16 protein-coding genes and 1 pseudogene are annotated in these 21,463 nt (G+C 72.9%); 9 read left to right on the forward strand and 8 right to left on the reverse strand.

The window, feature by feature from the left end; genetic code table 11:
* Positions 1–70: 70 nt before the first annotated feature.
* A complete protein-coding gene (locus OG622_RS40760) occupies positions 71–1,567 on the forward strand; it encodes a PLP-dependent aminotransferase family protein (RefSeq protein WP_371581728.1) in 1,497 nt (498 codons plus the stop codon).
* Positions 1,568–1,771: 204 nt separating this feature from the next.
* On the opposite strand, the gene OG622_RS40765 is transcribed toward OG622_RS40760, so the two are convergent.
* Together OG622_RS40765 and OG622_RS40770 are read right to left on the reverse strand one after the other, a co-directional pair.
* Positions 1,772–3,322 (reverse strand): hypothetical protein, encoded by a 1,551-nt coding sequence (locus OG622_RS40765; protein WP_371581729.1) that lies wholly within the window; start codon positions 3,320–3,322, stop codon positions 1,772–1,774.
* A 37-nt stretch (positions 3,323–3,359) separates the two neighbouring features.
* Positions 3,360–3,554, reverse strand: a complete 195-nt coding sequence (locus OG622_RS40770; protein ID WP_326584173.1) for a hypothetical protein — start codon at positions 3,552–3,554, stop codon at positions 3,360–3,362.
* A 271-nt stretch (positions 3,555–3,825) separates the two neighbouring features.
* Here OG622_RS40770 and OG622_RS40775 point away from each other — a divergent pair, with 271 nt between their 5' ends.
* From OG622_RS40775 to OG622_RS40790, 4 genes and pseudogenes are all read left to right on the forward strand, one after another.
* Positions 3,826–4,218, forward strand: a complete 393-nt coding sequence (locus OG622_RS40775) for an ankyrin repeat domain-containing protein (RefSeq protein ID WP_371581730.1) — start codon at positions 3,826–3,828, stop codon at positions 4,216–4,218.
* Between the two features lie 303 nt (positions 4,219–4,521).
* Positions 4,522–5,940, forward strand: coding sequence for a HEAT repeat domain-containing protein (locus OG622_RS40780; RefSeq protein ID WP_371581731.1), 1,419 nt, complete (start codon positions 4,522–4,524; stop codon positions 5,938–5,940).
* A gap of 138 nt (positions 5,941–6,078) precedes the next feature.
* Positions 6,079–6,574 (forward strand): annotated as a pseudogene (locus OG622_RS40785) (glycosyltransferase); the annotation flags it as partial.
* Positions 6,575–6,597: 23 nt separating this feature from the next.
* Positions 6,598–6,804 (forward strand): hypothetical protein, encoded by a 207-nt coding sequence (locus tag OG622_RS40790; protein ID WP_371581733.1) that lies wholly within the window; start codon positions 6,598–6,600, stop codon positions 6,802–6,804.
* A 230-nt stretch (positions 6,805–7,034) separates the two neighbouring features.
* On the opposite strand, the gene OG622_RS40795 is transcribed toward OG622_RS40790, so the two are convergent.
* The 5 genes from OG622_RS40795 to OG622_RS40815 form a co-directional block, all read right to left on the reverse strand.
* Positions 7,035–7,907: a biotin-dependent carboxyltransferase family protein gene (locus tag OG622_RS40795; protein ID WP_371581734.1), complete on the reverse strand. Its 873-nt coding sequence runs from the start codon at positions 7,905–7,907 to the stop codon at positions 7,035–7,037.
* Positions 7,904–8,515, reverse strand: coding sequence for an allophanate hydrolase subunit 1 (locus OG622_RS40800; RefSeq protein ID WP_371581736.1), 612 nt, complete (start codon positions 8,513–8,515; stop codon positions 7,904–7,906). The genes OG622_RS40795 and OG622_RS40800 overlap by 4 nt, the downstream gene beginning before the upstream one ends.
* Positions 8,512–9,270 (reverse strand): LamB/YcsF family protein, encoded by a 759-nt coding sequence (locus OG622_RS40805; protein WP_371581737.1) that lies wholly within the window; start codon positions 9,268–9,270, stop codon positions 8,512–8,514. Before OG622_RS40805 ends, OG622_RS40800 begins: the two co-directional genes overlap by 4 nt.
* A gap of 24 nt (positions 9,271–9,294) precedes the next feature.
* Positions 9,295–10,092 (reverse strand): putative hydro-lyase, encoded by a 798-nt coding sequence (locus OG622_RS40810; protein ID WP_371584375.1) that lies wholly within the window; start codon positions 10,090–10,092, stop codon positions 9,295–9,297.
* Positions 10,093–10,175: 83 nt separating this feature from the next.
* On the reverse strand, positions 10,176–11,495 hold the full coding sequence (locus tag OG622_RS40815) for an MFS transporter (protein ID WP_371581739.1): 1,320 nt from the start codon (positions 11,493–11,495) through the stop codon (positions 10,176–10,178).
* A 171-nt stretch (positions 11,496–11,666) separates the two neighbouring features.
* On the opposite strand from OG622_RS40815, the gene OG622_RS40820 reads away from it, so the two are divergent.
* The 4 genes from OG622_RS40820 to OG622_RS40835 all read left to right on the forward strand — a co-directional run bounded on the left by OG622_RS40820 (position 11,667) and on the right by OG622_RS40835 (position 19,793).
* Positions 11,667–12,362 carry a GntR family transcriptional regulator gene (locus OG622_RS40820; RefSeq protein ID WP_371581740.1) on the forward strand — a complete coding sequence of 232 codons (696 nt, stop codon included), beginning with the start codon at positions 11,667–11,669 and terminating at the stop codon, positions 12,360–12,362.
* Between the two features lie 71 nt (positions 12,363–12,433).
* Complete coding sequence (locus OG622_RS40825; RefSeq protein WP_371581741.1) at positions 12,434–13,957, forward strand: hypothetical protein; 1,524 nt, start codon at positions 12,434–12,436, stop codon at positions 13,955–13,957.
* A gap of 160 nt (positions 13,958–14,117) precedes the next feature.
* Positions 14,118–14,996 carry a hypothetical protein gene (locus OG622_RS40830; RefSeq protein ID WP_371581743.1) on the forward strand — a complete coding sequence of 293 codons (879 nt, stop codon included), beginning with the start codon at positions 14,118–14,120 and terminating at the stop codon, positions 14,994–14,996.
* Positions 14,997–15,095: 99 nt separating this feature from the next.
* Positions 15,096–19,793: a hypothetical protein gene (locus tag OG622_RS40835; RefSeq protein WP_371581744.1), complete on the forward strand. Its 4,698-nt coding sequence runs from the start codon at positions 15,096–15,098 to the stop codon at positions 19,791–19,793.
* A gap of 71 nt (positions 19,794–19,864) precedes the next feature.
* On the opposite strand, the gene OG622_RS40840 is transcribed toward OG622_RS40835, so the two are convergent.
* Positions 19,865–21,415 carry a GMC family oxidoreductase gene (locus tag OG622_RS40840; protein WP_371581746.1) on the reverse strand — a complete coding sequence of 517 codons (1,551 nt, stop codon included), beginning with the start codon at positions 21,413–21,415 and terminating at the stop codon, positions 19,865–19,867.
* Positions 21,416–21,463: the final 48 nt, after the last annotated feature.

Below are 21,463 nucleotides of genomic sequence, written 5' to 3' on the forward strand. Positions count from 1 at the left end.
ACACATGACACTCTGTGGCTTGGAGAGACATGGCATCCATGGCCAATTCGGGGAAGGTGGACTGGAAATCATGGCGCAGTGGACTTCGGCGGTCGGAGCGGCTCAGCTCGCACGGCTGCTCACCTCGCAGCAGGAGCGCCCCGCCGGCCCCGGCACACGCCGCCCGCCGGCGTACCGTGCGCTCGCCGACGGAATCCGGCTCCTGGTGCTGGAGGGCCGGGTGCCCGTGGCCGCCCGGCTGCCCGCCGAGCGCGAGTTGGCCCTGTCCCTCTCGGTCAGCCGTACGACCGTCGCGGCGGCCTACGAGGCGCTGCGCACGGAAGGGTTCCTGGAGTCCCGGCGGGGAGCGGGCAGCTGGACCGCCGTGCCGGCCGGGAAGCCACTTCCCGCGCGCGGACTGGAACCGCTGCCGCCCGAGGCGCTCGGCTCGATGATCGACCTGGGCTGCGCGGCCCTGCCCGCCCCCGAGCCCTGGCTCACCCGGGCCGTGCAGGGCGCGCTGGAGGAACTGCCGCCCTACGCCCACACGCACGGCGACTACCCGGCCGGACTGCCGGCGTTCCGCTCCATGCTCGCCGACCGCTACACCGCGCGCGGCATCCCGACCATGCCCGAGCAGATCATGGTGACGACGGGGGCGATGGGCGCCATGGACGCGATCTGTCACCTCTTCGCGGGGCGCGGGGAGCGGATCGCGGTGGAGTCGCCGTCGTACGCCAACATCCTGCAGCTGATGCGGGAGGCGGGGGCGCGGCTGGTGCCGGTCGCCATGGCCGACGGGCTCGCCGGGTGGGACATGGACCGCTGGCGGCAGGTCCTGCGGGACGCGGCGCCCCGGCTCGCCTACGTCGTCGCCGACTTCCACAACCCGACCGGTGCGCTCGCCGACGAGGACCGTCGGCGGGGGCTCGTCGACGCGGCGCGGGGGGCGGGGACGGTGCTCGTCGCCGACGAGACCATGAGTGAGCTGTGGCTCGACGATGTGGAGATGCCGCGGCCCGTGTGCGCGTTCGATCCGGCGGGGTCCACGGTCATCACGGTCGGGTCGGCCAGCAAGGCGTTCTGGGCCGGGATGCGGATCGGGTGGGTGCGGGCGGCGCCGGATGTGATCCGGAGTCTCGTCGCGGCGCGGGCCTATGCGGATCTGGGGACGCCCGTGCTGGAGCAGCTGGCCGTGAACTGGCTGATGAGTACGGGGGGTTGGGCGCAGGCCGTGGGGATTCGGCGGGAGCAGGCACGGGGGAACCGGGACGCGTTGGTGGCCGCGGTGCGTCGGGAGCTGCCGGACTGGGAGTTCTCGGAGCCTAGGGGTGGGCTGACCCTGTGGGTGCGTACCGGGGGTCTGTCGGGGTCGCGGCTCGCGGAGGTGGGGGAGCGGGTGGGCGTTCGGGTGCCGTCCGGGCCCCGGTTCGGGGTCGACGGGGCGTTCGAGGGTTATGTGCGGCTGCCGTTCACCGTGGGCGGAGCGGTTGCCGAGGAGGCGGCCGCACGGTTGGCCGCGGCTGCGCGGTTGGTGCGGGACGGGGCGTCGGGCGGGAGCGAGGGGCCGCGGACGTTCGTGGCGTGAGGCTTCGCCGGGTGCGCGGACGTTCGTGGCGTGAGGGTCTGCTCGGTGGGTGCGCGGCTGTTCCGGCTCGGCAGGGGAGTTCCGCTCACCGGCGCTTGCCGGGTGCCGCCGCGCCCACCCTCCCCCACTCTCGGCTTCGCTCGAGCGGGAGGTGCCCCCATCGCCCCAGCGGCACGATCGCCCGCGGCTACGGCGGCCGACTTCTCAGGTCTCGGCCACCGCGGCTTTCGTGAGGGAGTCCGGTGGGGTCGTGTGGGGTGGCAGGAGGGCCAGGACTGCCTCGCGGTGGGATTCGGGGGTGTTCTCGTCGTAGGGGTCCGGCGTGGTGGGGACCTGGAGGCGGAGGGTGGGGGCGGCGCCCAGGCGGGCGTAGCCGCGGCCCGGAGGGACGTCCGGGGTGGGGGTGGTGGGCGGTGCCGCGCCCAGGACCGCTGCCACCTGTTCGGGGGAGGCGGGGCCCAGGACCACGCGCGCGCGGGTGTGCCGGCGTACCGCGTCCGTGAGGGTGTCCAGGTGGTCGAACTGTTCGGTGATCACGACGGTGACGTTGACCGCGTGGCCGTGGCGGAGAGGGACCTGGAGCAGGGACTGCGGGTCGGGCCGGCCGTCGGACGTGGCGAGGTGGGTCAGCACGCTCGGGCGGTCGAGGAGGAGCCAGAGGGGCCGGCGGATGTCGTCCGGCGCGGGACGGCCGGCTTGCCGGGCGCGGTTCGTGGCGATCAGCCGCCGCTCCGTCTCCTGGGAGGCCCATTCCAGGCTCGCCAGGGCTCCGGAGAGGCCGCACTCCACGGCGAGGACCCCGTCGCGGCCGGTGAGGCAGGCGTATTCGCCGCTGCCGCCGCCCTCGACGACGACGACGTCGCCGTGCTGGAGGGCCTGGAGGGCGATCGAGCGGAGGAGGGTCGTCGCACCGCTGCCCGGTTCACCGACGGCCAACAGATGCGGTTCGGTGGAACGGATCCCGGTTCGCCAGACGACCGGCGGCACGTCGCGCTGCTCCTCTCCGGAGGAGAGAGGGAGGGTGCGCTGGACGTGGACGGCGTCGGTGAAGCCGAGGACCGTCTCGCCCGGGGCCGTCACGAAGCGCTGGGCGGCGATGTCGGTGGCGAGCGGGGAGAGGACGGCGACGGTGAGTTCGTTGCCCTCCTCGTCCCAGGTGAAGCGGTACTCACGGCCGCGGCCCGCCTTGGCGTGCAGCAGCTGCTCGATGCGTGCGCGGGCCTCCGGCTCGCCGTCGGTGAAGTACGCGGGGTAGCGGATCAGCAGATGGCAGACGCGGCCCGTGCCGTCGAACGCGTACGTGGGGAAGGCCTTGTCCCAGGCGCCACCGTGCGCGTAGAGGGGCTCGGGGTCCTCGGCGGCCGAGAAGTGAGGGACCAGGGCCTCGTAGAGGGACCGTAGACGCTGGGTCTGGGACTCGTCGGGGCCGGCGGGTTCCGCGCAGGCGCCGGCGCGGCCCGCCCAGGCTGCCGCCGCCATCAGGACGATGACGGCGAGCAGCGGGCCGTACGGCACCAGGATCACGACCAGGACGACCGAGGCCGCCAGGAAGAGCAGGGACCCGCGGTGGTCCTTCGGGGTCTCGGCCCATCTGTGCCGCCCGGCGGCGACCAGCCGACGCAGTCCACGCGTGATCGTGATCAACGGGTGTAGGACGTCGGCGGCGCCGTCGGCGGCCGTCCGGGCCAGCTCCCGGCTCCTGGCGAGGTGCGCGCCGCCGCTGCTCAGAATGCGGGGGAGGGGGACCCTGGCCACGGCTGTCTCCTGGGGGTGCGTGCGGATGGGGACGGGGTCAGAACTTGATCCCGCCGAGGAGGCTCGCGAGGCTCTCGCCGCCTGCCGTGATGCTCGAGGCCATGCCCGTGCTGGCGAGGTAGAAGCCGAAGAGCGTGACGACGATGCAGTGCGAGGCCTTCAGGCCGTCCTTGCGGAAGAACAGGAAGACGATGACGCCGAGCAGGACGACGCCTGAGATGTTCAAGACCATTTGGGTTCTCCTGGTTGATGGGGACAGTCACCATGAGTTCTTCCAGGGTCACAGCATGTATCCATACGATAAAAGGTGCAAATGAGTGAAATTCGGCAGATTTCGCCTGAGTGGCCGAATCCTCGTTGGGCCGTCCGGGCTGGGCTGTTGCGCGCGACGGGACTCGGTGTGATCTTTGCCTCGGCTCTGTCCGCTGATGTGTGCGGGGAGCCAGTACCCTGGCGATTCACCCGTTCGGCTCGAATCGCGTATGTGAGAGGTGGTCCCGGCGATGAGTGAAGCCCCCGACCCGGAGGTCGTGGAGCTGGCGACCAGGATCTTCGATCTGGCCCGGCGGGGCGAGACCGAGGCGCTCGTGGCGTACGTCGACGCGGGGGTTCCGGCCGACCTCACCAATGACCGCGGCGACTCGCTCGTGATGCTCGCCGCGTACCACGGTCACGCCGACGCGGTCCGGGCCCTCCTGGCCCGTGGCGGTGCGGCCGACCGCGTCAACGACCGGGGTCAGACTCCCCTCGCCGGGGCGGTTTTCAAGGGCGGGGAGAGTGTTGTCCGGGTCCTTCTGGACGGCGGGGCCGACCCGGTCGCGGGCACCCCGAACGCGGTCGACACCGCCCGGATGTTCGGTAGGACCGAACTGCTCGACCTGTTCGCGGCACACTGATCCACATGTTCTGACCAGGAAAAACACGAAAGACGGGGGAGGCGGTACGGGGCCGCCGGATATTTCGGTCGCGGCAGGAAGAACCGCCGGGTCATCATGACGTCGTGATTCACGGACATGATGGCTGGGCAGGTGTTGCCGCACCGCGTGGGCCGTGACGCGGTCCGCATGGGCCCACCGACGAGAGGCAGAGGAAGATGGTCTACAGCAAGCAAGAGACGGCGGGCGCCCCGACGTGTTGTCACGCGGCCAGGTAAAGCAAGATCCCCGGTTGCGTCGACGCTTGATGTGAGGCTGTTTCCCATGTTCGAACCGGTCATAGCGCCCAGCGGTACGCTGCTCGGCCTGCTGCAGCGGGGCCGCGGCGACGGCACCCTGCACGCGCTCACCGCCCCGCGGGCCGAGGCGCTCGCGGCACTGAACCACTGCGTACTGAGCGACCCCCGCCACGACTGGCAGGTGGAGAACCGCTCTCTGTACTACGCCCGTCTCTACCTCGACCTGAGCGGCGAGCTCGACGAGATCGAGCGGCACCTCTTCGACGCCGAGGACGTGCTGGACACCGACGAGTCACGCACCGGGCTGGCCCTCGCGGTCCTCGGGCACCTCGCCTCGTACGGCAGGCGGGACGCGCTCGAACTGCTGCGCGGTTATGCCGCCGTGGGCACGAGCTGGGCCTGGGCCCTCGACGAGCTGGCCCTCAGGGACGACGACGAAGGGCTGCGCGCCCTCGCCGAACCCGTCCTGGCCCGCTTCACCACCGATCCGGAGGGCGAGGCCGAACTGGCCGCCGCCGTCCGCGACGCCTTCGAACCCCGGCCCTGGCGGCTGTGGGCCGACGATCCCCGCGACGCGATCGCCACCCGCGTGCGTGCCGCCCAGGAGACCGGCTGCTTCGACCGCTGGCAGCGGCAGATGCGCCCGACCGGCCCTCGGCCCGGGTGGAGCGTCCAGGCCGTGTTCGAGTGGGCCCAGCAGGGCATCGAACGCGGAGCCGTGCTCCATGTGCCGGCCGCCCGGTGTCTCACGGCCGTCGCCGGCCCCGAGGACCGGCCCGAGATCCTCACGGCCGCCCGGTCCGGGGACGACGGCGCCCGCTGCACCGCCTTGCGCTACCTCGCCGACGGCAACGATCCCGACGCCCTCGAACTGATCGAGGGCGCCGTGAGCGACGGAACGACGATGGTCGTGGAGGCCGCCGTCGACGCCTTCGAACGGATGCGCAGCATGGCCGCCGTCGACCGGGCGCGCGGCTGGGTGCACCGGCCCGACCCGCTGGGCGCCGCCGCCGGACGCATGCTCGCCTGCCTCGGCGGCGCCAAGGACAGCGACCTGGTGCTGGGCGCGCTGCGGGAGGCCGTACGCGGCGAAGGGCCCGACGCGCCGACCCTGTGGACGCTCGTCGACGGCACCGGCCGCCTGGGCATCGCCTGCGCCGCACCCGTCCTGCGCCACATCTACCGCGAGACCGCCTCCTCCCACCTCCGCGGCCGCGCCGCCCGCGCGCTCGCCGCCACCGACCCCTCCTTCCCGGCCGGCTTCGCCGTCGAGTGCCTCTGGGACTGCGAGGAGACCACCCGCGAGATCGCCGCCCGGCACGCCGAGACCGGTGACACGCGAGTCGTCGACCAACTCCGCCGGCTCGCCGCCGACCCGGCCGAGGAAGCCGAGGTCCAGACAGCCGTACGCAGCCGAATCGGTCCCGACATGCCCGCAATGTGAACCTCGGGTGGCTCGGACGCCAGGAGGGCATGGACGCGGCCTGACCTGGACATGTGCGCACGCAACGCTCATGGGACGTTCCCCGCCCGGAAAGATCCACGTTGACGCGGCCACGTCCAGCACGACGACAACACGGGTATGCGTGTCGCCATGGTGACCGAGTCCTTTCCCCCGATGTGAACGGCGTGGCCCACTGCGCCCTGCAGACCGCGCGCCACCTCGTCGCGTGGGGGCCGCCCCGCGTCGTGGCCCCGGCCACCGCGCAGGGAACCGGAGCCGGAGCCGACCTTCGGGCGTTGTGCCCCGTCGTCCGCGTCCCTTCCCTTCCGCTCCCGGGCTGTCCCCAGGTCCGAGTCGCCCTGCCCAGCCGCCGGGTCGCCGCGGCGATCGTCGAGCACCGGGCCGATATCGTCCACCTGGCCGGCCCCTTAGTCCTAGGCGTGCGCGGCATGGCGGCCGCCGCCCGCCTCGGTGTCCCCGCCGTCGCCATCCACCAGAGCGACCTCGCCGGATACGCCCGCACCTATGTCCACGCCGGCGAGACGGCGGCCTGGCGGCGCATCCGCTGCGTGCACGCCGCCGCCGACCGCACCCTCACCCGTCCAGCGCGGCCCTGCACGACCTGAAGGCACACCCGCCCTGGCCCAATGCCACGGGGTGGTCCATCTGCACGCCTCGGAGGGCGCCTGGCTGACGGACCGCGCGATGTGGAGCGTGGACCGGTCGCATCCCGGCGAGCGGGGGCACCGGCAGCTCGCCGTCCGCTTCCACGCCCTGCTCACGGACGCGGGGATCGCCGCGGGCCCCGCCCCGTCCGCCGAGCCCGAGTTCCCGGCGCCCATCCGCGGCTCCGGCCTCCGGTGACCGGCGACGGCGGGGACGGGCCGGGTCGCCCGGCGCTGCGCCGACCTGCTGCCGCAGCTCCTCACCCTCGCCGCCGCCGAGGTACGGCACAGGGCCCGCGGCACCGGCTCCCGGCCGGACCTGTCCGCCGCCCCACGCAGTGGCGTCGGCCCTGGCCGCGTTGAGCGTGTCCGATCAGCGGCCGGAGGTGGCGTGAGCAGCCCCCGGCGGGCCGGTCGACAGCGGGCCGGTCAGCGGCGGTGTCGTACGGCGACGAACCGCACCGGTGTGCCCGGCGTGGCCTGGGCCGCGCCGGACAGGTCCGCCGGGTGGACCACCGCGATCACCGGGTAGCCCCCGGTGGTCGGGTGGTCGGCGAGGAAGACGACCGGGCGGCCGTCCGGCGGCACCTGGACGGCGCCCAGCACCATGCCCTCGCTGGGGAGTTCACCCGCCCGGGAGCGGTCCAGGGCGGGCCCCTCCGTGCGCAGCCCGATGCGGTTGCTCGCCGAGGAGACGGCGTAGGGGAGCCTGGTGAAGGCGCGGAGCGCCGCGTCCGTGAACCAGTCGTCGCGCGGGCCCAGGGTCACGCGCAGCACGAGCTCGGAGGGCGGCGCCGGGTGCGGAACGACGTCCACGCGCGCGGGGAGCAGGCTCGGGCGGCCCAGCGGGAGCACCGTGCCGTCCGTCAGCGGCGGCGGGCCGAGACCCGACAGCAGGTCCGTGGAGCGGCTGCCGAGGACCGGCTCCACGGCCACTCCGCCGGAGACGGCGAGATAGCTGCGTACGCCGGAGCGGGCCGCCCCGATGTCGAGGAGTGCCCCGCCGGGAACCCGTACCGGAGCTCCCCACGGGGCCGGGCGGCCATCCACGGTGACCGGGCAGGGGGCGCCCCCGACCGCCATGGTGACTGTCGAGCGCGGCCGTACCGAGCAGCCGTTGAGGGTGGTTTCCAGGACGGCGGCCTCTGGAGGGTTGCCTACCAAACGTTTGGCCAACTCGGCCGCGGGCGCGTCCAGCGCTCCCGAGCGTGGTACGCCGAGGTGGGCGAGGCCGGGGCGGCCCCGGTCCTGGACGGTGGTCAGAGCACCGGCGCGGACCACCACGAGGGCACGGTCCGTCATGGTGCCCCCTCGGCTGTGAAGCGAACCCGGGTGCCCGGCGCGAGCAGAGCGGCCGGCACGCGCGCGGTGTCCCACAGAACGGCGTCCGTCGTACCGATCAGCTGCCAGCCGCCCGGGGAGGAGCGCGGGTACACGCCGGTGTAGGGGCCGGCCAGGGCGACCGACCCCGCGGGGACGGCCGTACGTGGAGTCACCCGGCGCGGGACCTCGCGGGGCAGTCCCGTGAGGTAGCCGAAGCCGGGGGCGAAGCCGCAGAACGCCACGCGGTAATCGGCCGCCGCGTGGATACGGGCCACCTCGGCCACGTCGACACCCCAGTGGGCGGCGACGTCCGGCAGATCGGGGCCGTCGTACCGTACGGAGATCTCGACGACCTCCTGCGCGCGCGCAGGGACGGGTGGAATGTCCCAGGAGGCCAGGCGCCCGGCGAGGCGGGACGGGTCGTCGAGGCCGTCCAGGAGGACCGTACGGGCGGCGGGGACGATCTCGGCCGCCGACAGGTCCCCCGTCGCGCGGCGGCGCAGCAGCTCGGCGTGGAGCGCCTCGGCCTCCTCGCCCGTGCCCACCTCGATGAGCAGCGCGCGGTCCCCGACCGGGAGCGCCCTCATGCGAACGCCTCCACACGCACGCCCGTCGCCACCAGCCCGGCCCGCACCCGACGAGCCAGCTCCACCGCGCCCGGCGTGTCGCCGTGCAGGCAGAGGGAGCGGGCCCGAACGGCGATGCGTGCGCCGGAGTGGGCTGTGACCAGGCCTTCGCCGGCGAGGCTCAGCGACCGTGCCACCACCGCGTCGGCGTCCGTGATCACGGCGCCGTCCTGACCGCGCGGCACCAGGGTGCCCTGGTCCGTGTACGCGCGGTCCGCGAACGCCTCGGTGACGGCGGGCAGCCCCGCCCCCTCGGCCCTCTTGAGGAAACGCGAGCCGGGGAGGCCGAGGACGGGCAGCGTGGCGTCGGCGAGGAGCACTCCGTCGACCACCGCCGCCGCCTGCTCCTCGTCGTGCACGACCCGGTTGTAGAGCGCGCCGTGCGGCTTCACGTACGACACGCGCGTGCCCGCCGCGCGGGCGAAGACCTCCAGGGCGCCGATCTGGTACGCCACCTCGGCCGCCAGCTCGGCGGGCGGCACGTCCATCGCGCGCCGCCCGAAACCCGCCAGGTCGCGGTACGAGACCTGGGCCCCGATCCGTACGCCGCGCTCGGCCGCCAGCGCACAGACCCGCCGCATGGTGGCCGCGTCCCCGGCGTGGAAGCCGCAGGCCACGTTGGCGCTGGTGACGACGGACAGCAACTGCTCGTCGTCGGTCAGCGTCCAGCGGCCGAAACCCTCGCCCAGGTCGGCGTTGAGATCGATGGAGCTCATGAGATCCATTCTCCTGCTTGTTCGTCAGAGGACGCGGTACTGCTCGTCGCGGGCGTCGGTCAGGAACATCTGGCCCGGTGCGTGGGTGATCGCGAACGGCGGGCGCGAGGCCATCACCGCGGCCTGGGGTGTCACCCCGCAGGCCCAGAACACCGGGATGTCGTCCGGCTCCGCGTCCACCGGGTCGCCGAAGTCCGGGCGGGTCAGGTCCGCGATGCCGAGGCCCGCCGCGTCGCCGCAGTGCACCGGGCCGCCGTGCACGGCCGGGAGCAGGCTGCTCTCCCGGATCGCCGCCGCCAGATGCTCGGGCGGCACCGGACGCATCGAGACCACCATCGGGCCACGCACCCGCCCGGCGGGCCGGCACTCGCGGCCGGTGACGTACATGGAGACGTTGCGGCCCTGCTCGATGTGGCGCATCGGAACGCCCGCCTCGGTCAGCGCCCACTCGAAGGTGAAGCTGCATCCGATCAGGAACGACACCAGGTCCTCCCGCCAGACGTCGACCACGTCGGTCGGCTCGGCCACCAACTCGCCGTGCTCCCACACCCGGTAGCGCGGCAGGTCGGTGCGCAGGTCCGCGCCCCGCGCGAGCGGGGTCGTCCACGCCCCGGCGTCCGTGACGTCGAGCACGGGGCAGGGCTTGGGGTTGCGCTGGCAGAACAGCAGCATGTCGTACGCCCAGTCGGCGGGTACCGAGATCAGGTTCGCCTGGGTGTGCCCGGCGGCGACCCCGGCGGTGGGGCCGGACACGCCCGAACGGAACCGGGCGCGCGCCATTTCGGGGGTCCACGCGTGCGCGTGCGGGTCGACGAAGGTCAGGGGTCGGTCCTGCGGGGTGGTGGAGGCCGGGGGACGGTCCTGGAGGGTGCGGGTTGAGAGACGGTCCTGGGTCGTCACGTGTTTCACACGAGTTCCTTTCCACGGGTTTCCGGGAGGCCGAACAGGGCCACCGCCGCCAGGCCGTAGCCGATCGCGCCGAAGATCAGCGCGCCGCCCACGCCCCAGCTGTCGGCCAGGAAGCCGACCGTGGTGGGGAAGACGGCGCCGACCGCGCGGCCGGTGTTGTAGGTGAAGCCCTGCCCGGTGCCCCGGACGGCCGACGGGTACAGCTCGCTGAGGAACGAGCCGAAGCCGCTGAAGATCGCCGACATGCAGAACCCCAGCGGGAAACCGAGCACGAGGAGAAGTGTGTCGGCGCCGCTCGGGATGTTCGCGTAGGCCAGGATGCACAGCGCCGAGAGCACGGCGAAGAGCCAGATGTTCCGCCGGCGGCCCAACCGGTCGGTGAGATAGCCGCCGGTGAGATAGCCGATGAAGGCCCCGGAGATCAGGAAGGTGAGGTAGCCGCCGGTGCCGACGACCGACAGGCCCCGCTCCGTCTTCAGATACGTGGGAACCCAGGTCGCGAGCGTGTAGTAGCCGCCCTGGACACCGGTGGAGAGCAGCACCGCGAAGACCGTGGTGCGCAGCAGGCCCGGTGTGGTGGCCGTGCCCGGTCGGAAGATCGCGGCGAACGAGCCCTTCTCCGCGCTCTTCTCGCGTGCGGCCGCGGCCTGCGGGGCGTCCTCGACCGAGCGGCGCACCCAGATGACGAGCAGCGCGGGCAGCGCGCCGGTCCAGAACATCACGCGCCAGGCCAGGTCGTCGTCGAGGAAGGTGAAGACCGTCGTGTAGACGATCACGGCCAGTCCCCAGCCCACGGCCCAGGAGCTCTGGATCGCGCCGAGCGTGCGCCCCCGGTGCTTGGCGCTGGCGTACTCGGCGACCAGGATCGCGCCGACGGCCCACTCACCGCCGAAGCCCAGCCCCTGCAGGGCGCGGAAGATCAGCAGGGTCTCGTAGTTGGGCGCGAAGCCGCAGGCCACGGTGAACACCGCGTAGGTCACCACGGTGGTCATCAGCGCCTTGACCCGGCCGATCCGGTCCGCGAGCACGCCCGCGGCGGCGCCGCCGATCGCCGAGACGACCAGCGTGACCGTGGTGAACAGCCCGGTCTGGCCGTTGTCCAGGCCGAAGTAGGCCGTGAGCGCGACCATGCTCAGCGGCAGCGTGAAGTAGTCGTACGAGTCGAGCGCGTAGCCGCCGAACGCGCCGCCGAAGGCGCGGCGGCCACGCGGACCGAGGGCGCGCAGCCAGCCGAACGCGCCGTCGTCGGAGGCCGGTCCGCCCGTGTCGGGCAGGTCCGTGGAGGTCGGGGCCTGGGAGGGAGGGGTCGTACTCATGGGCACCTCGCGGTGAGGGATGAGGGTGCGTGAGATCTGAGCCGTGTCGTGCGGGAGCGGGTGGCGCCGGGGCCGAGCGGCGCGGCGTCTGTCCAGCAAGGTAGAGGATCGTTGAACGATCCTTCAATACCCATGTTGTCTCGTTCTTGTCTCTGCGGTTGAATTCCGGGCATGGCCGCCGAACTGACCGGACTTGCCGACGACCGCGCCCTCCTGGGGCGCACCAGCACCGCCGAGCGGGTTTCGGACATCCTCCGGAGCCGCATCGCCGAGGGTTTCTTCCCGCCCGGGACACGGCTGTCCGAGGACAGCATCGGTGGCGCCCTGGGCGTCTCCCGCAACACCCTCCGCGAGGCGTTCCGCCTGCTCACCCATGAACGGCTCCTCGTCCACGAGCTCAACCGCGGTGTCTTCGTGCGCGTGCTGACCGTCGAGGACGTCGAGGACATCTACCGCACCCGCCGCCTCGTCGAATGCGCCGTCGTACGCGGCCTCGGGGCCCCGCCGTACGGCCTCGACGGGCTCGCCGAAGCCGTCGCGGAAGGACAGCGGGAGGCGCACGAAGGTGACTGGAAAGGTGTCTCCACCGCCAACATCCACTTCCACCGCGAACTGGTCACCCTCGCCGGCAGCGCCCGCACCGACGAGCTGATGCGCAGTGTCTTCGCCGAACTGCGGCTCGCGTTCCACGTGGTGGACAATCCGCGCAAGTTGTACGAGCCGTATCTGGCGCGAAATCTCCTCATCCTGCGGACGCTGCAGCAGGGAGACCGGGACGAGGCCGAGCGGATGCTGGCGGCGTATCTCGACGACTCACTGAAGAACCTGGTGGACGTGTACGGGCGACGGGTCGCCGACGTCCCCTGAGGCTGAGTGCCCGGCCCCGCCCGGCGGAACGATTTGGGTCGTTGTCAGACCCAGGACCTAGTCTGTGCACCGTGACTCCACCCGCATCGACGGACAGCGTTCCGCCCCAGCTCAGCGCGGGGCCGCGCCCCGCGCCGGGCCCGGCCGCCGACGAGGGACTGGCGCGGCGGCTGCGCGCGCTCGCCTGCACGGCGCCGCTGCACGACCTGGACGCGCGCAAGGCGAACCTCGCCGGTGAGTACTCGGTGTACGGCATGGCGGAGGTCGCCCTCGCCGCCATCGACCTCGTCACACTGAACATGGACTTCGACACGGGCGCGGACCACGACCAGATCGTCGCCCGCCTCATCCCGCGCATCGCCGCCCAGGCCCCGCGACGGCCCGTCGAGGAGCACGAGCGGGTGGCCCGCTGGGTCCTGGAGAACCTGATCAACGTCGGCAGTGTCGACCGCGGCTTCCGGGCCGTGTACGGGACCTTCGCGCCCGACGGCACCTATGTCCGCCGCGACTACGACTTCAAGCTGATCGAGGAGGTCCCCGGCTACGGAGGCGGTGTCTGCCTCCGGACGACCGACGAGGCCGTCAACGTCCTCGTGGGTGCCCTCGACACCGATGTCACCAGCGCCCAGGTCGCCGCCGAGGTCAAGCTGGAGATACTGATCAGCCGGGGCAGGCTCGCCGACGCCCAGCTCGCCGCCGAGCAGGCGCGCTACCGGACCGTGCAGTACTCCGAGACGCTGCGCAAGGCGCTGGACGCCACCCGGCGCAACGTCCGCGCGGTCGACTGGCTCCAGGCCGTGCCCGACATGATCGCCGAGGCGCTCGACCACGTCGCCGACCGCTACCGCCACGAGAACGCGATCCTCACCAACATCCGCAAGGCCCGCGACGAGTCCGAGGAGCCCGAGCAGAAACGGCGTGCCGCCGAGCTCGTCGACATCGTCAAGGACTGCATCCGGCGCCATACGCAGCTGCAGTCCCGGCTGCTGGAGGCCGGTCCGCTGTTCCGCGCGGAACAGGACCGGCAGGCCTTCGCCACGCCGATGACCACCTCGGGGACGGATCTCTACGGGCATCTCCTCGCGCCTCTGCTCCCGCTGCCCGTGGAGCAGGCCCGGCGCGTGACCGACGCGTTCTTCGCGCGCGGGACGGGGCTGCGTACACCGGGGTCCGTGCGGGTGGGGGACCTCGTCGATCTGCTGTTCACGCCGCCGGTGGAGCGGGAGCACCTCGGGGCGGAGATGCCGGAGCCGGATCTGATCGCCACGCCCGACGACAGCCGTTTCAGTGAGGAGCAGTTGACGGCGGCGAAGGAGCTGTTGGAGCTGCCGGCGGACGCGCCTCGGCGGTTGTCAGGGCTGTTGGCCGAAGCGCGGCTGCTGGATCCCGAGCTGCCTTATCTGGTCGCCCTGCTGGCCGTGCACGCGGCGAGTCCGCCGGTGGGTACGGCTTACCGGCAGGGAGAGAAGAAGCTGCTGTTCGCCGTGGACGACGGGACGGAGCTGGACGATCCCGAGTTCGGCGGGGCCGATCTGATCGTGGGGATGGCCCTGTTGGACGCGGCGGGGATGGCAGCGGATCGGGAGGCAGCGTGAACGCTCCGCCGGGAGAGCCGCGAAACCACCGGTTGTGCGTCGGGCGCGGGTGGTTCGTGGATGGTCGCGCCCACGCGGCAGAGCCGCAAGTGTCACAGCCTCGCGCCCTTGAAGGGGCGGCGGATGGTGCCCCTGGTTATGAGATCGAGGAGTTCTTGTCGTGAGTGAGCACGTCGAGTGGAGTGAGCCGGAGACTGCCGCTGCTCCGGTGGCTGTCGCCCTCACACCCGCCGACGCCGCCGATGCCGCTCGGCTCGTGGCCTTCGGGCTGCAGCCCAAGTTGCAGCCCGCCCGGGACCAGGAGTACGGGGAGTTGCTGCGGCGGTATCGGGAGGATCCGGCGTTCGCCCGGCTCGCCGATGCCGTGGCCGCCGGCCTGGGGCTGGTCGTACTGGAGGTGTCGCCGCGGGCGGGGATGGCGGTGACGGCGGCCGAGGACTCGGTGTTCGCCGTGCGGATGGGGGACTACGCGCGGCGGACCGCCGCGGACTCGGTGGACCGGTTCCTGCACGGTCTGGCGCATCTCGCGGTGGCCGCGATGGCGTTTCCCCGGCCGGAGGACCTCGCGGACGACGGATACATCGGGCGGGTGTCGGTCAACGGGGTCGACGCCTTCGTACGACAGGCCTGCCGGCGGCTGGAGGAGCGGGCCGAGGAGCAGGGGGAGAACACCGACCCGGCGACCGACGCGCCAGGGCTGGAATCGGCCTGGCGGATCTGGGCGAGACGCAGCTCCACCGGGGCCACCAAGGACGCGCGCCGGCTGGCCGGGTCCACGACCGGCATCATCGGCAAGGCGGTGGGCTTCCTGACCGACTCGGGGTTCCTGCAGCGCACCGGGGACGACAACGGCGGTACGTATCGCACGACCGCGCGTTATCAGCTCCAGGTGCGGGACATGGCGGGCAGCGCCGCGATGGCCGAACTGCTGGAGCTGGGCATCGTGCCGGTCACCGACGGCTCGGCCACGCTGCTGCCCGCCGAGGACACCGACGATCTGGAGCTGGTGGCCGGCGCCGGCCTGCCCTTCCACTCCTGATCACCACGACCGCCCGCACGCCCCTACGACCGCATCCGACGGCCCGCCGTCACGACCGCACCGCACGAACCACCCTTACGACCGCGAAAGTCCGCCGCCATGTACGAGCTGTCCCGGGTCCGCCTCTACTCCATCGGGCCGGCCGGTGCGCGCTACGCCGACACCGTGCTGGACCTGCGGGGTGTGGGCGAGTACGTGCCCGACCCCGCGCCGCAGCAGGCGGAGTTCTTCGAGGAGGAGCCGACCGGGCCGCCGCGCCGGCCGGCACCGGCCGGTGTCCTCTTCCTGGAGAACGGCGGCGGCAAGTCCGTCCTGCTCAAGCTGATCTTCTCGGTGATGCTGCCGGGCCACCGGAACACCCTGGGCGGTGCCAGCTCGGGTGTGCTGCGGAAGTTCCTGCTGGCCGACGACTGCGGGCACGTCGCGCTGGAGTGGCAGCACACGCTGACCGGTGAGTGCGTCGTCGTGGGCAAGGTGAGCGAGTGGCGGGGGCGGCAGGTCTCCAACGACCCGAGGAAGTTCGCCGAGGCCTGGTACTCCTTCCGGCCCGGCCCGGGGCTGAGCCTCGACAACCTGCCCGTGGCCGAGTCCACCGCCGTACGGCGGCCCGTCGAGGGCGCGTCCGGCGCGCAGGGGCGGCGGCGGACCTTGAAGGGCTTCCGGGACGCCATCACCGAGGCGGGCAAGGCGTATCCGCACCTCGAAGTGCACTGGGAGGAGATCCACGACCGCTGGAACGAGCATCTGACGGACCTCGGCCTCGACCCGGAACTCTTCCGCTACCAGCGGGAGATGAACGCCGACGAGGGTGAGGCCGCCGGACTCTTCGCGGTGAAGAAGGACTCCGACTTCACCGACCTGCTGCTGCGGGCCGTCACCGACACACGGGACACGGACGGACTCGCCGACCTGGTCGGCGGGTTCGGCAACAAACTCGGGCGGCGCGCCGAGCTGATCGCCGAGCGGGACTTCACGGCCGGGTCCGTGGATCTGCTGGGCCGGATCGTCGAGGCCGCCGAGGGACGGTCACGGGCACGGGACATCCACGCGGGCGCCGAGCGGCGCACCCGCACCCTGGCACGACGTCTCTCGGCGCGGGCCGCCCGGGAGCGGCTGCGGGGCACCGATCTCGCCCAGCGGGTCACCGCCGCCGCGTACGCGGTCACACATTCCGAGTCCGCCCGCGACCGCAGCGCGCTGATCGCGGCCGAACTCGCCTACCGGCACGCCTCGTTGGCGCTGGCCGCCGTGGAGAAGTCGGCCGCAGCGCAGAAACGGGAGCTGGCCGACGCACGCACCCTGCACTCGGCCTGGCAGGCGGCCGAGGTCGTGCTCAGGCAACGGGCCGCCGCCGACCGTGCCGCCCGGGTGGCCGCCGCCATCCAGGAGGCAGAACGGGACGCCGCCCCGGCGCTCGCCGCCCGCGCCAAAGCCGCCGTCGACCTCGTACGCGCCCTGCACGCCGCCGCGGAGAGCGCCGAGAACCTGGCGAACGAGGGCGAGGAGAAGTCGGCCGTCCTGCAGGAGGTCGGCGAGGCGGCCCACCGGGACTCGACCGCCGCCGCCACCGAGGCGCAGCGTGCCCGAAGCGAGGTCGGGCACCTCAGGCAGCGGCTCGGCGAGGTCGAGCAGGAGACCGCCGAGGCCGTCCGCGCGGGCTGGCTCGACGACACCGCGCCCGACGCCGATCCGGCCCGTGCCGCCCTCGCCGCCAGCGACGCCGAGAAGTCGGCCGTCGCCGCCTGGGACACCGCACGCGAGGCCTCGCGCCGCGCCTCCGAGCACGCCCGGGAGGCGGCCTCCACCGAGTCCCGCGCGGAGCTGACGGCCGCCCGCGCGGCGGACGCGGCGACCGCCGCCGAGCGCGCCTACGACGGGGAGCGGCGCACGGCGCAGGCCCTGGCGGGGGAGGAGCGGCTGGCGGAGCTGCTGAGCCTGCCGGGCGTCTCCGGCCGGGCGCGGGCCGGGGTGCCGGTGCCCCGAAAGGGGGATACACCCGACGGCCGCGCGGCGAACGACACCGCAGTGGCCGACGGCTCCCGTACGACGGCCGAGCGTGCCTCCACCGACGGCCCCCTCACCCCTGAGGAGCTGGACCGCTTCGCCGACGAGCTGCGTGAACTGCTCGACGAGACCGTGGCGTCCGCCGAGCGTCACCTCTTCGAACTGCGTACCGCCGCGGCCGACGACGCCCGCATACTGGGCGCCCTCGGCGACGGCGGGCTGCTGCCACCGGGCCCGGACGTCCTGGCGACGGTCGAGTTCCTCGGCGAGCACGGCATCCCGGCCCTGCCCGGCTGGCGCTACCTCGCCCAGGCCGTGGACCCCGTCGACCACGCGCGCGTGCTGGCCGCACGCCCGGAGCTGGTCGACGGCGTGATCATCACCGACCCGGCCTCGCACGCCAGGGCCCGCGAGGCGCTGAGCGAAGCGGCACTGCTCCCGAGGTCGGCCGTGGCCGTCGGCACGGCGGCGGCCCTGCTGGCACCGACGCCGCCCGTGGACTCGGACGACGGGTCCTCCTCCGACGTGTTCCTCGTGCCCCCCAACCCGGCCATGCACGACGAGCACGCCGCCGACGAGGAGCGGCAGGCGCTGCGCGTGCGAGCGACCGAGCGGGACGAGGAGATCCGGGAGCTGGCGGCCCGCCTCGGCAAGGACCGGGAACTGGCGGCCCGGCTCTCCTCGTGGCGCACGGGGTGCCCGGCGGGGAGACTCACCGAGCTGGCCGGTGCCGCGCGGGAGACGCGCGCGTTCGCCGAGGAGTCCGAGGCGGAGCTTTCGGAGGCGCGGACCGTGCGGGCCGAGGCCGAGGAGGAGGCGGCCGAGGCGGCCCAGGTGCGCGACGAGCGGCAGGAGGCCGCGCAGAAGGCCCGCCGTGCCGCGGACGCCCTCGCCGGACTCGCCTTCCGGCTGCGTGAGCGCGCCGGCTGGCAGGTCAAGGTCCGTGAACTCGCCGACGAGGCCACCGAGTCCGAGGCCCGAGCCCAGTCCTGCCTGGAGCGGGCCCGCGCCGCCGACGAGGACCGCCGCGCCACCCAGCGCGGTGCCGACGACGCCCGCCGCACGGCGCGTGCGCTGCGCGCCGAGCGCGCGGAGATCGCGGGCGCCCCCGACGACGTACCGGAGACGGACTCCGACGCGCCCAGGCATCCCCTCGCGGCCCTCCGTGAGGCCTACCGCGCCGCCTCCCAGCTGTACGAGAAGGTCGGCGTGGGCGCCGATCTGCGCGCCGAGCAGGCGCGGGCCGAGAGCGACGAGAGCTCCGCGATCGCCGAGCTCGGCCGGTTGACCAACAAGGTCCGTAACCGTGCCGAGCAGCTCCTGCAATCGCCCGACGGCTCCGACGCGCCCTCCCGGCAGGCCGCGGCCGCCCGCGCCGACGAACTCGTACAGCTCCTCGAAACCAGGGTGTCCACGTCGAGCGAGCAGCTCGGCCGACTGCGTGGTGAGGCCGAGAGGCACGCGCCCGAGGACGGCGAGGCGCACACCGGGCTGCCCGAGGAACTGCTCCCGCGCGACGCCGAGCACGCCCAGGCCCTGCTGCGCACCGCCACCGCCGAACTCGTCTCCCGCACCGAGGCGTTGACCCAGGCCCGGGAGGCCCACGCCGAGCTGCTGGAGTCCCACCGCGCCGCCGAGGACGCGGCCGGCGGCTTCGACGAGACCGCCGCCCTGCTCCGGGACCTCCTCCGCGACCACTCCACGGACGACGACCAGGAGGAGCCCGAGCCCTATCCCGGCGGCCCCGAAGAGGCCCGCAGGGCCGCCGCAGAGGCCCGCCGCTCCCTGCGCGGCTGCGCCGCCGACCTCTCCGCCGCCGAAAGCTCCGTACGGGAGGCCAGTGACATCCTCGTACGCCACGCGAACTCCACGCGCTACGAGCAGGTCCGCACACCCGCCCGCCAGCAGATCCGCGAGCTGCCCGCCGCCTCGCTTCCCGAACACGCCCAGAAGTGGGCCGACGCGTTCGCGCCCCGGCTCCGGGTCCTCACGGACGAGCTGGCCCAGCTGGAACGCAACCGGGACTCGATCGTCGACCGGCTGCGGGGCCTCGTGGAATCGTCCCTCGCGACCCTCCGCTCCGCCCAGCGGCTGTCCAGGCTTCCCGAGGGCCTGGGGGAGTGGTCCGGCCAGGAGTTCCTGCGCATCCGCTTCGAGGAGCCCGACCAGGCCACCCTCACCGAACGACTCGGCGAGGTCGTCGACGAGGCGACCCGCGCGGCCGTGAAGAAGAACTCCGACATGCGCCGCGACGGCATGTCCCTGCTGCTCCGGGGCGTCGGCGCCGCGCTCCAGCCCAAGGGCATCGCCGTGGAGATCCTCAAGCCGGACGCCGTGCTGAGGGCCGAGCGCGTCCCCGTCGGACAGATGGGCGACGTCTTCTCGGGCGGCCAGCTGCTCACTGCCGCCATCGCCCTCTACTGCACGATGGCCGCGCTCCGCAGCAACGACCGGGGCCGGGACAAGCACCGCCACGCCGGCACGCTGTTCCTGGACAACCCCATCGGCCGCGCCAACGCGACCTACCTGCTGGAACTCCAGCGGGCGGTCTCGGACGCGCTGGGCGTCCAGCTCCTCTACACCACCGGCCTGTTCGACACGACCGCCCTGGCCGAGTTCCCGCTGGTCATCCGCCTGCGCAACGACGCCGACCTACGAGCGGGCCTGAAGTACATCAGCGTGGAGGAACACCTCCGCCCGGGACTGCCACAGCAGCCCCGGGCGGGGGAGACGGTACACACGGAGATCACCGCGACCCGCATGTACAAGAGGCCCACCACAGCCGCGCCCTGAAGGGGCGCGGGGAACCGCGCGACTAGCCCTTACGGACCCGCAGCCGCCCCACGACCCAAGGCACCCAAACCTTAGGCGTCGGCCCTCAAGAGATCCGCGCACTTCTCGCCGATCATCATCGTCGTGATGCACGGATTCACGGTCACCAGATCCGGCATCACCGACCCGTCCGCCACCCGCAGCCCCTCGACCCCCTTCACCCGCAGTCGCGCGTCCAGCGGGGCCGAGGCGTCGTCGTCCGCGCCCATCTTCACGGTGCAGGCCGGGTGGTAGACGGTGTTGTGGGTCCTGTGGATGTAGTCGAGCAGCTCGTCGTCGGTCCGGACGTCCGGACCGGGCGCCAGCTCGGCCCCGGCCCAGCCGCTCAGCGCGGGCTGTGCCGCGATCCGCCGGGCGAGACGGAGGCCGTATGTCATCACGCGCGCGTCGTGCTCGTGCGTGAAGTAGCGCGGGTCGACCTTCGGCTTGTCCCGGTAGTCCCGGGTGCGCAACCGCACGGTGCCCCGGGACTTCGCCCGCGTCACGTTCGGCGTCAGGCAGAACGCGTTCTCGGAGGTGGGGTAGCCGTGCCGGGCGGTGTTCATGTCGAACGGCACGGAACCGTAGTGGAACATGAGGTCGGGCCGGTCCAGGCCCGGTTCGGTGTCGTAGAAGATGCCCGCCTCCCACCACTGGTTGGACTCGGTGGGCATCGGCTGGGCGGCCTCCCACATGATGACGCCCTCGGGGTGGTCCTGCAGGTTCTCGCCCACACCCGCCGAGTCCACGACCACGTCCACGCCGACCTCGCGCAGCTGTTCGGCGGGACCGATGCCCGAGAGCATCAGGAGCTTCGGGGTGTCGATGGCGCCGCAGGAGACGATGACCTCACGCCGGGCGCGTACCGACCGGGTGTGGACGAGATCCGGGTCCAGATACTCGGCGCCGACACAGCGCCGCCCCTCCAGCACCAGCTTTTTCGCGCGGACCCCGGTGCGTACCTCCAGGTTCGGGCGCCTGCCCATGACCGGGTGGAGGTACGCCACCGAGGAGGACTGCCGGATGTTGTTCTCGTCGGAGTTGATCTGGAACCAGTTGGCGCCCCGGACCACCGTCGTACCCGTGTTGAAGGGCGTCGTCGGGATACCCGCCTGGACGCACGCCTCCAGCAGGGCGTTGCCGCACGGGTCCTCGCTCTTGATGGTGCGGAGCTTCACCGGGCCGCCGCGGCCGTGGTGGTCGCCTGGCGCGTCGTTGGTCTCCAGGCGCCGGTAGAGCGGGAAGAGGTCGGCGGCGGACCAGCCCGTACAGCCCGCGGCCGCCCAGTCGTCGAGGTCTTCCGCCGGTGCCCAGAAGGCGATGCAGGAGTTGTGCGACGAACAGCCGCCGAGGACCTTCGCTCTCGCGTGCCGCATGAAACTGTTGCCGCTGGCCTGCGGCTCGACCGGGTAGTCCCAGTCGTAGCCGGACTCCAGCAGGCCCATCCAGCGTTCCAGTTTCAGGACGTCGTCGTCGCCGACGTCACTGGGGCCCGCCTCCAGTACGCACACCGTGACCGACGGATCCTCGGAGAGTCTGGCCGCGACGACGTTTCCCGCGGTGCCGCCACCGACCACGACGTAATCGAATTCGTCTGCCTTCATGGGGAGTTGACCTCCTGCGTTGCTGTGCTGCCGTGCTGTTGTGCTGTG

The organism is Streptomyces sp. NBC_01314 (genome assembly GCF_041435215.1).
GTDB lineage: Bacteria > Actinomycetota > Actinomycetes > Streptomycetales > Streptomycetaceae > Streptomyces.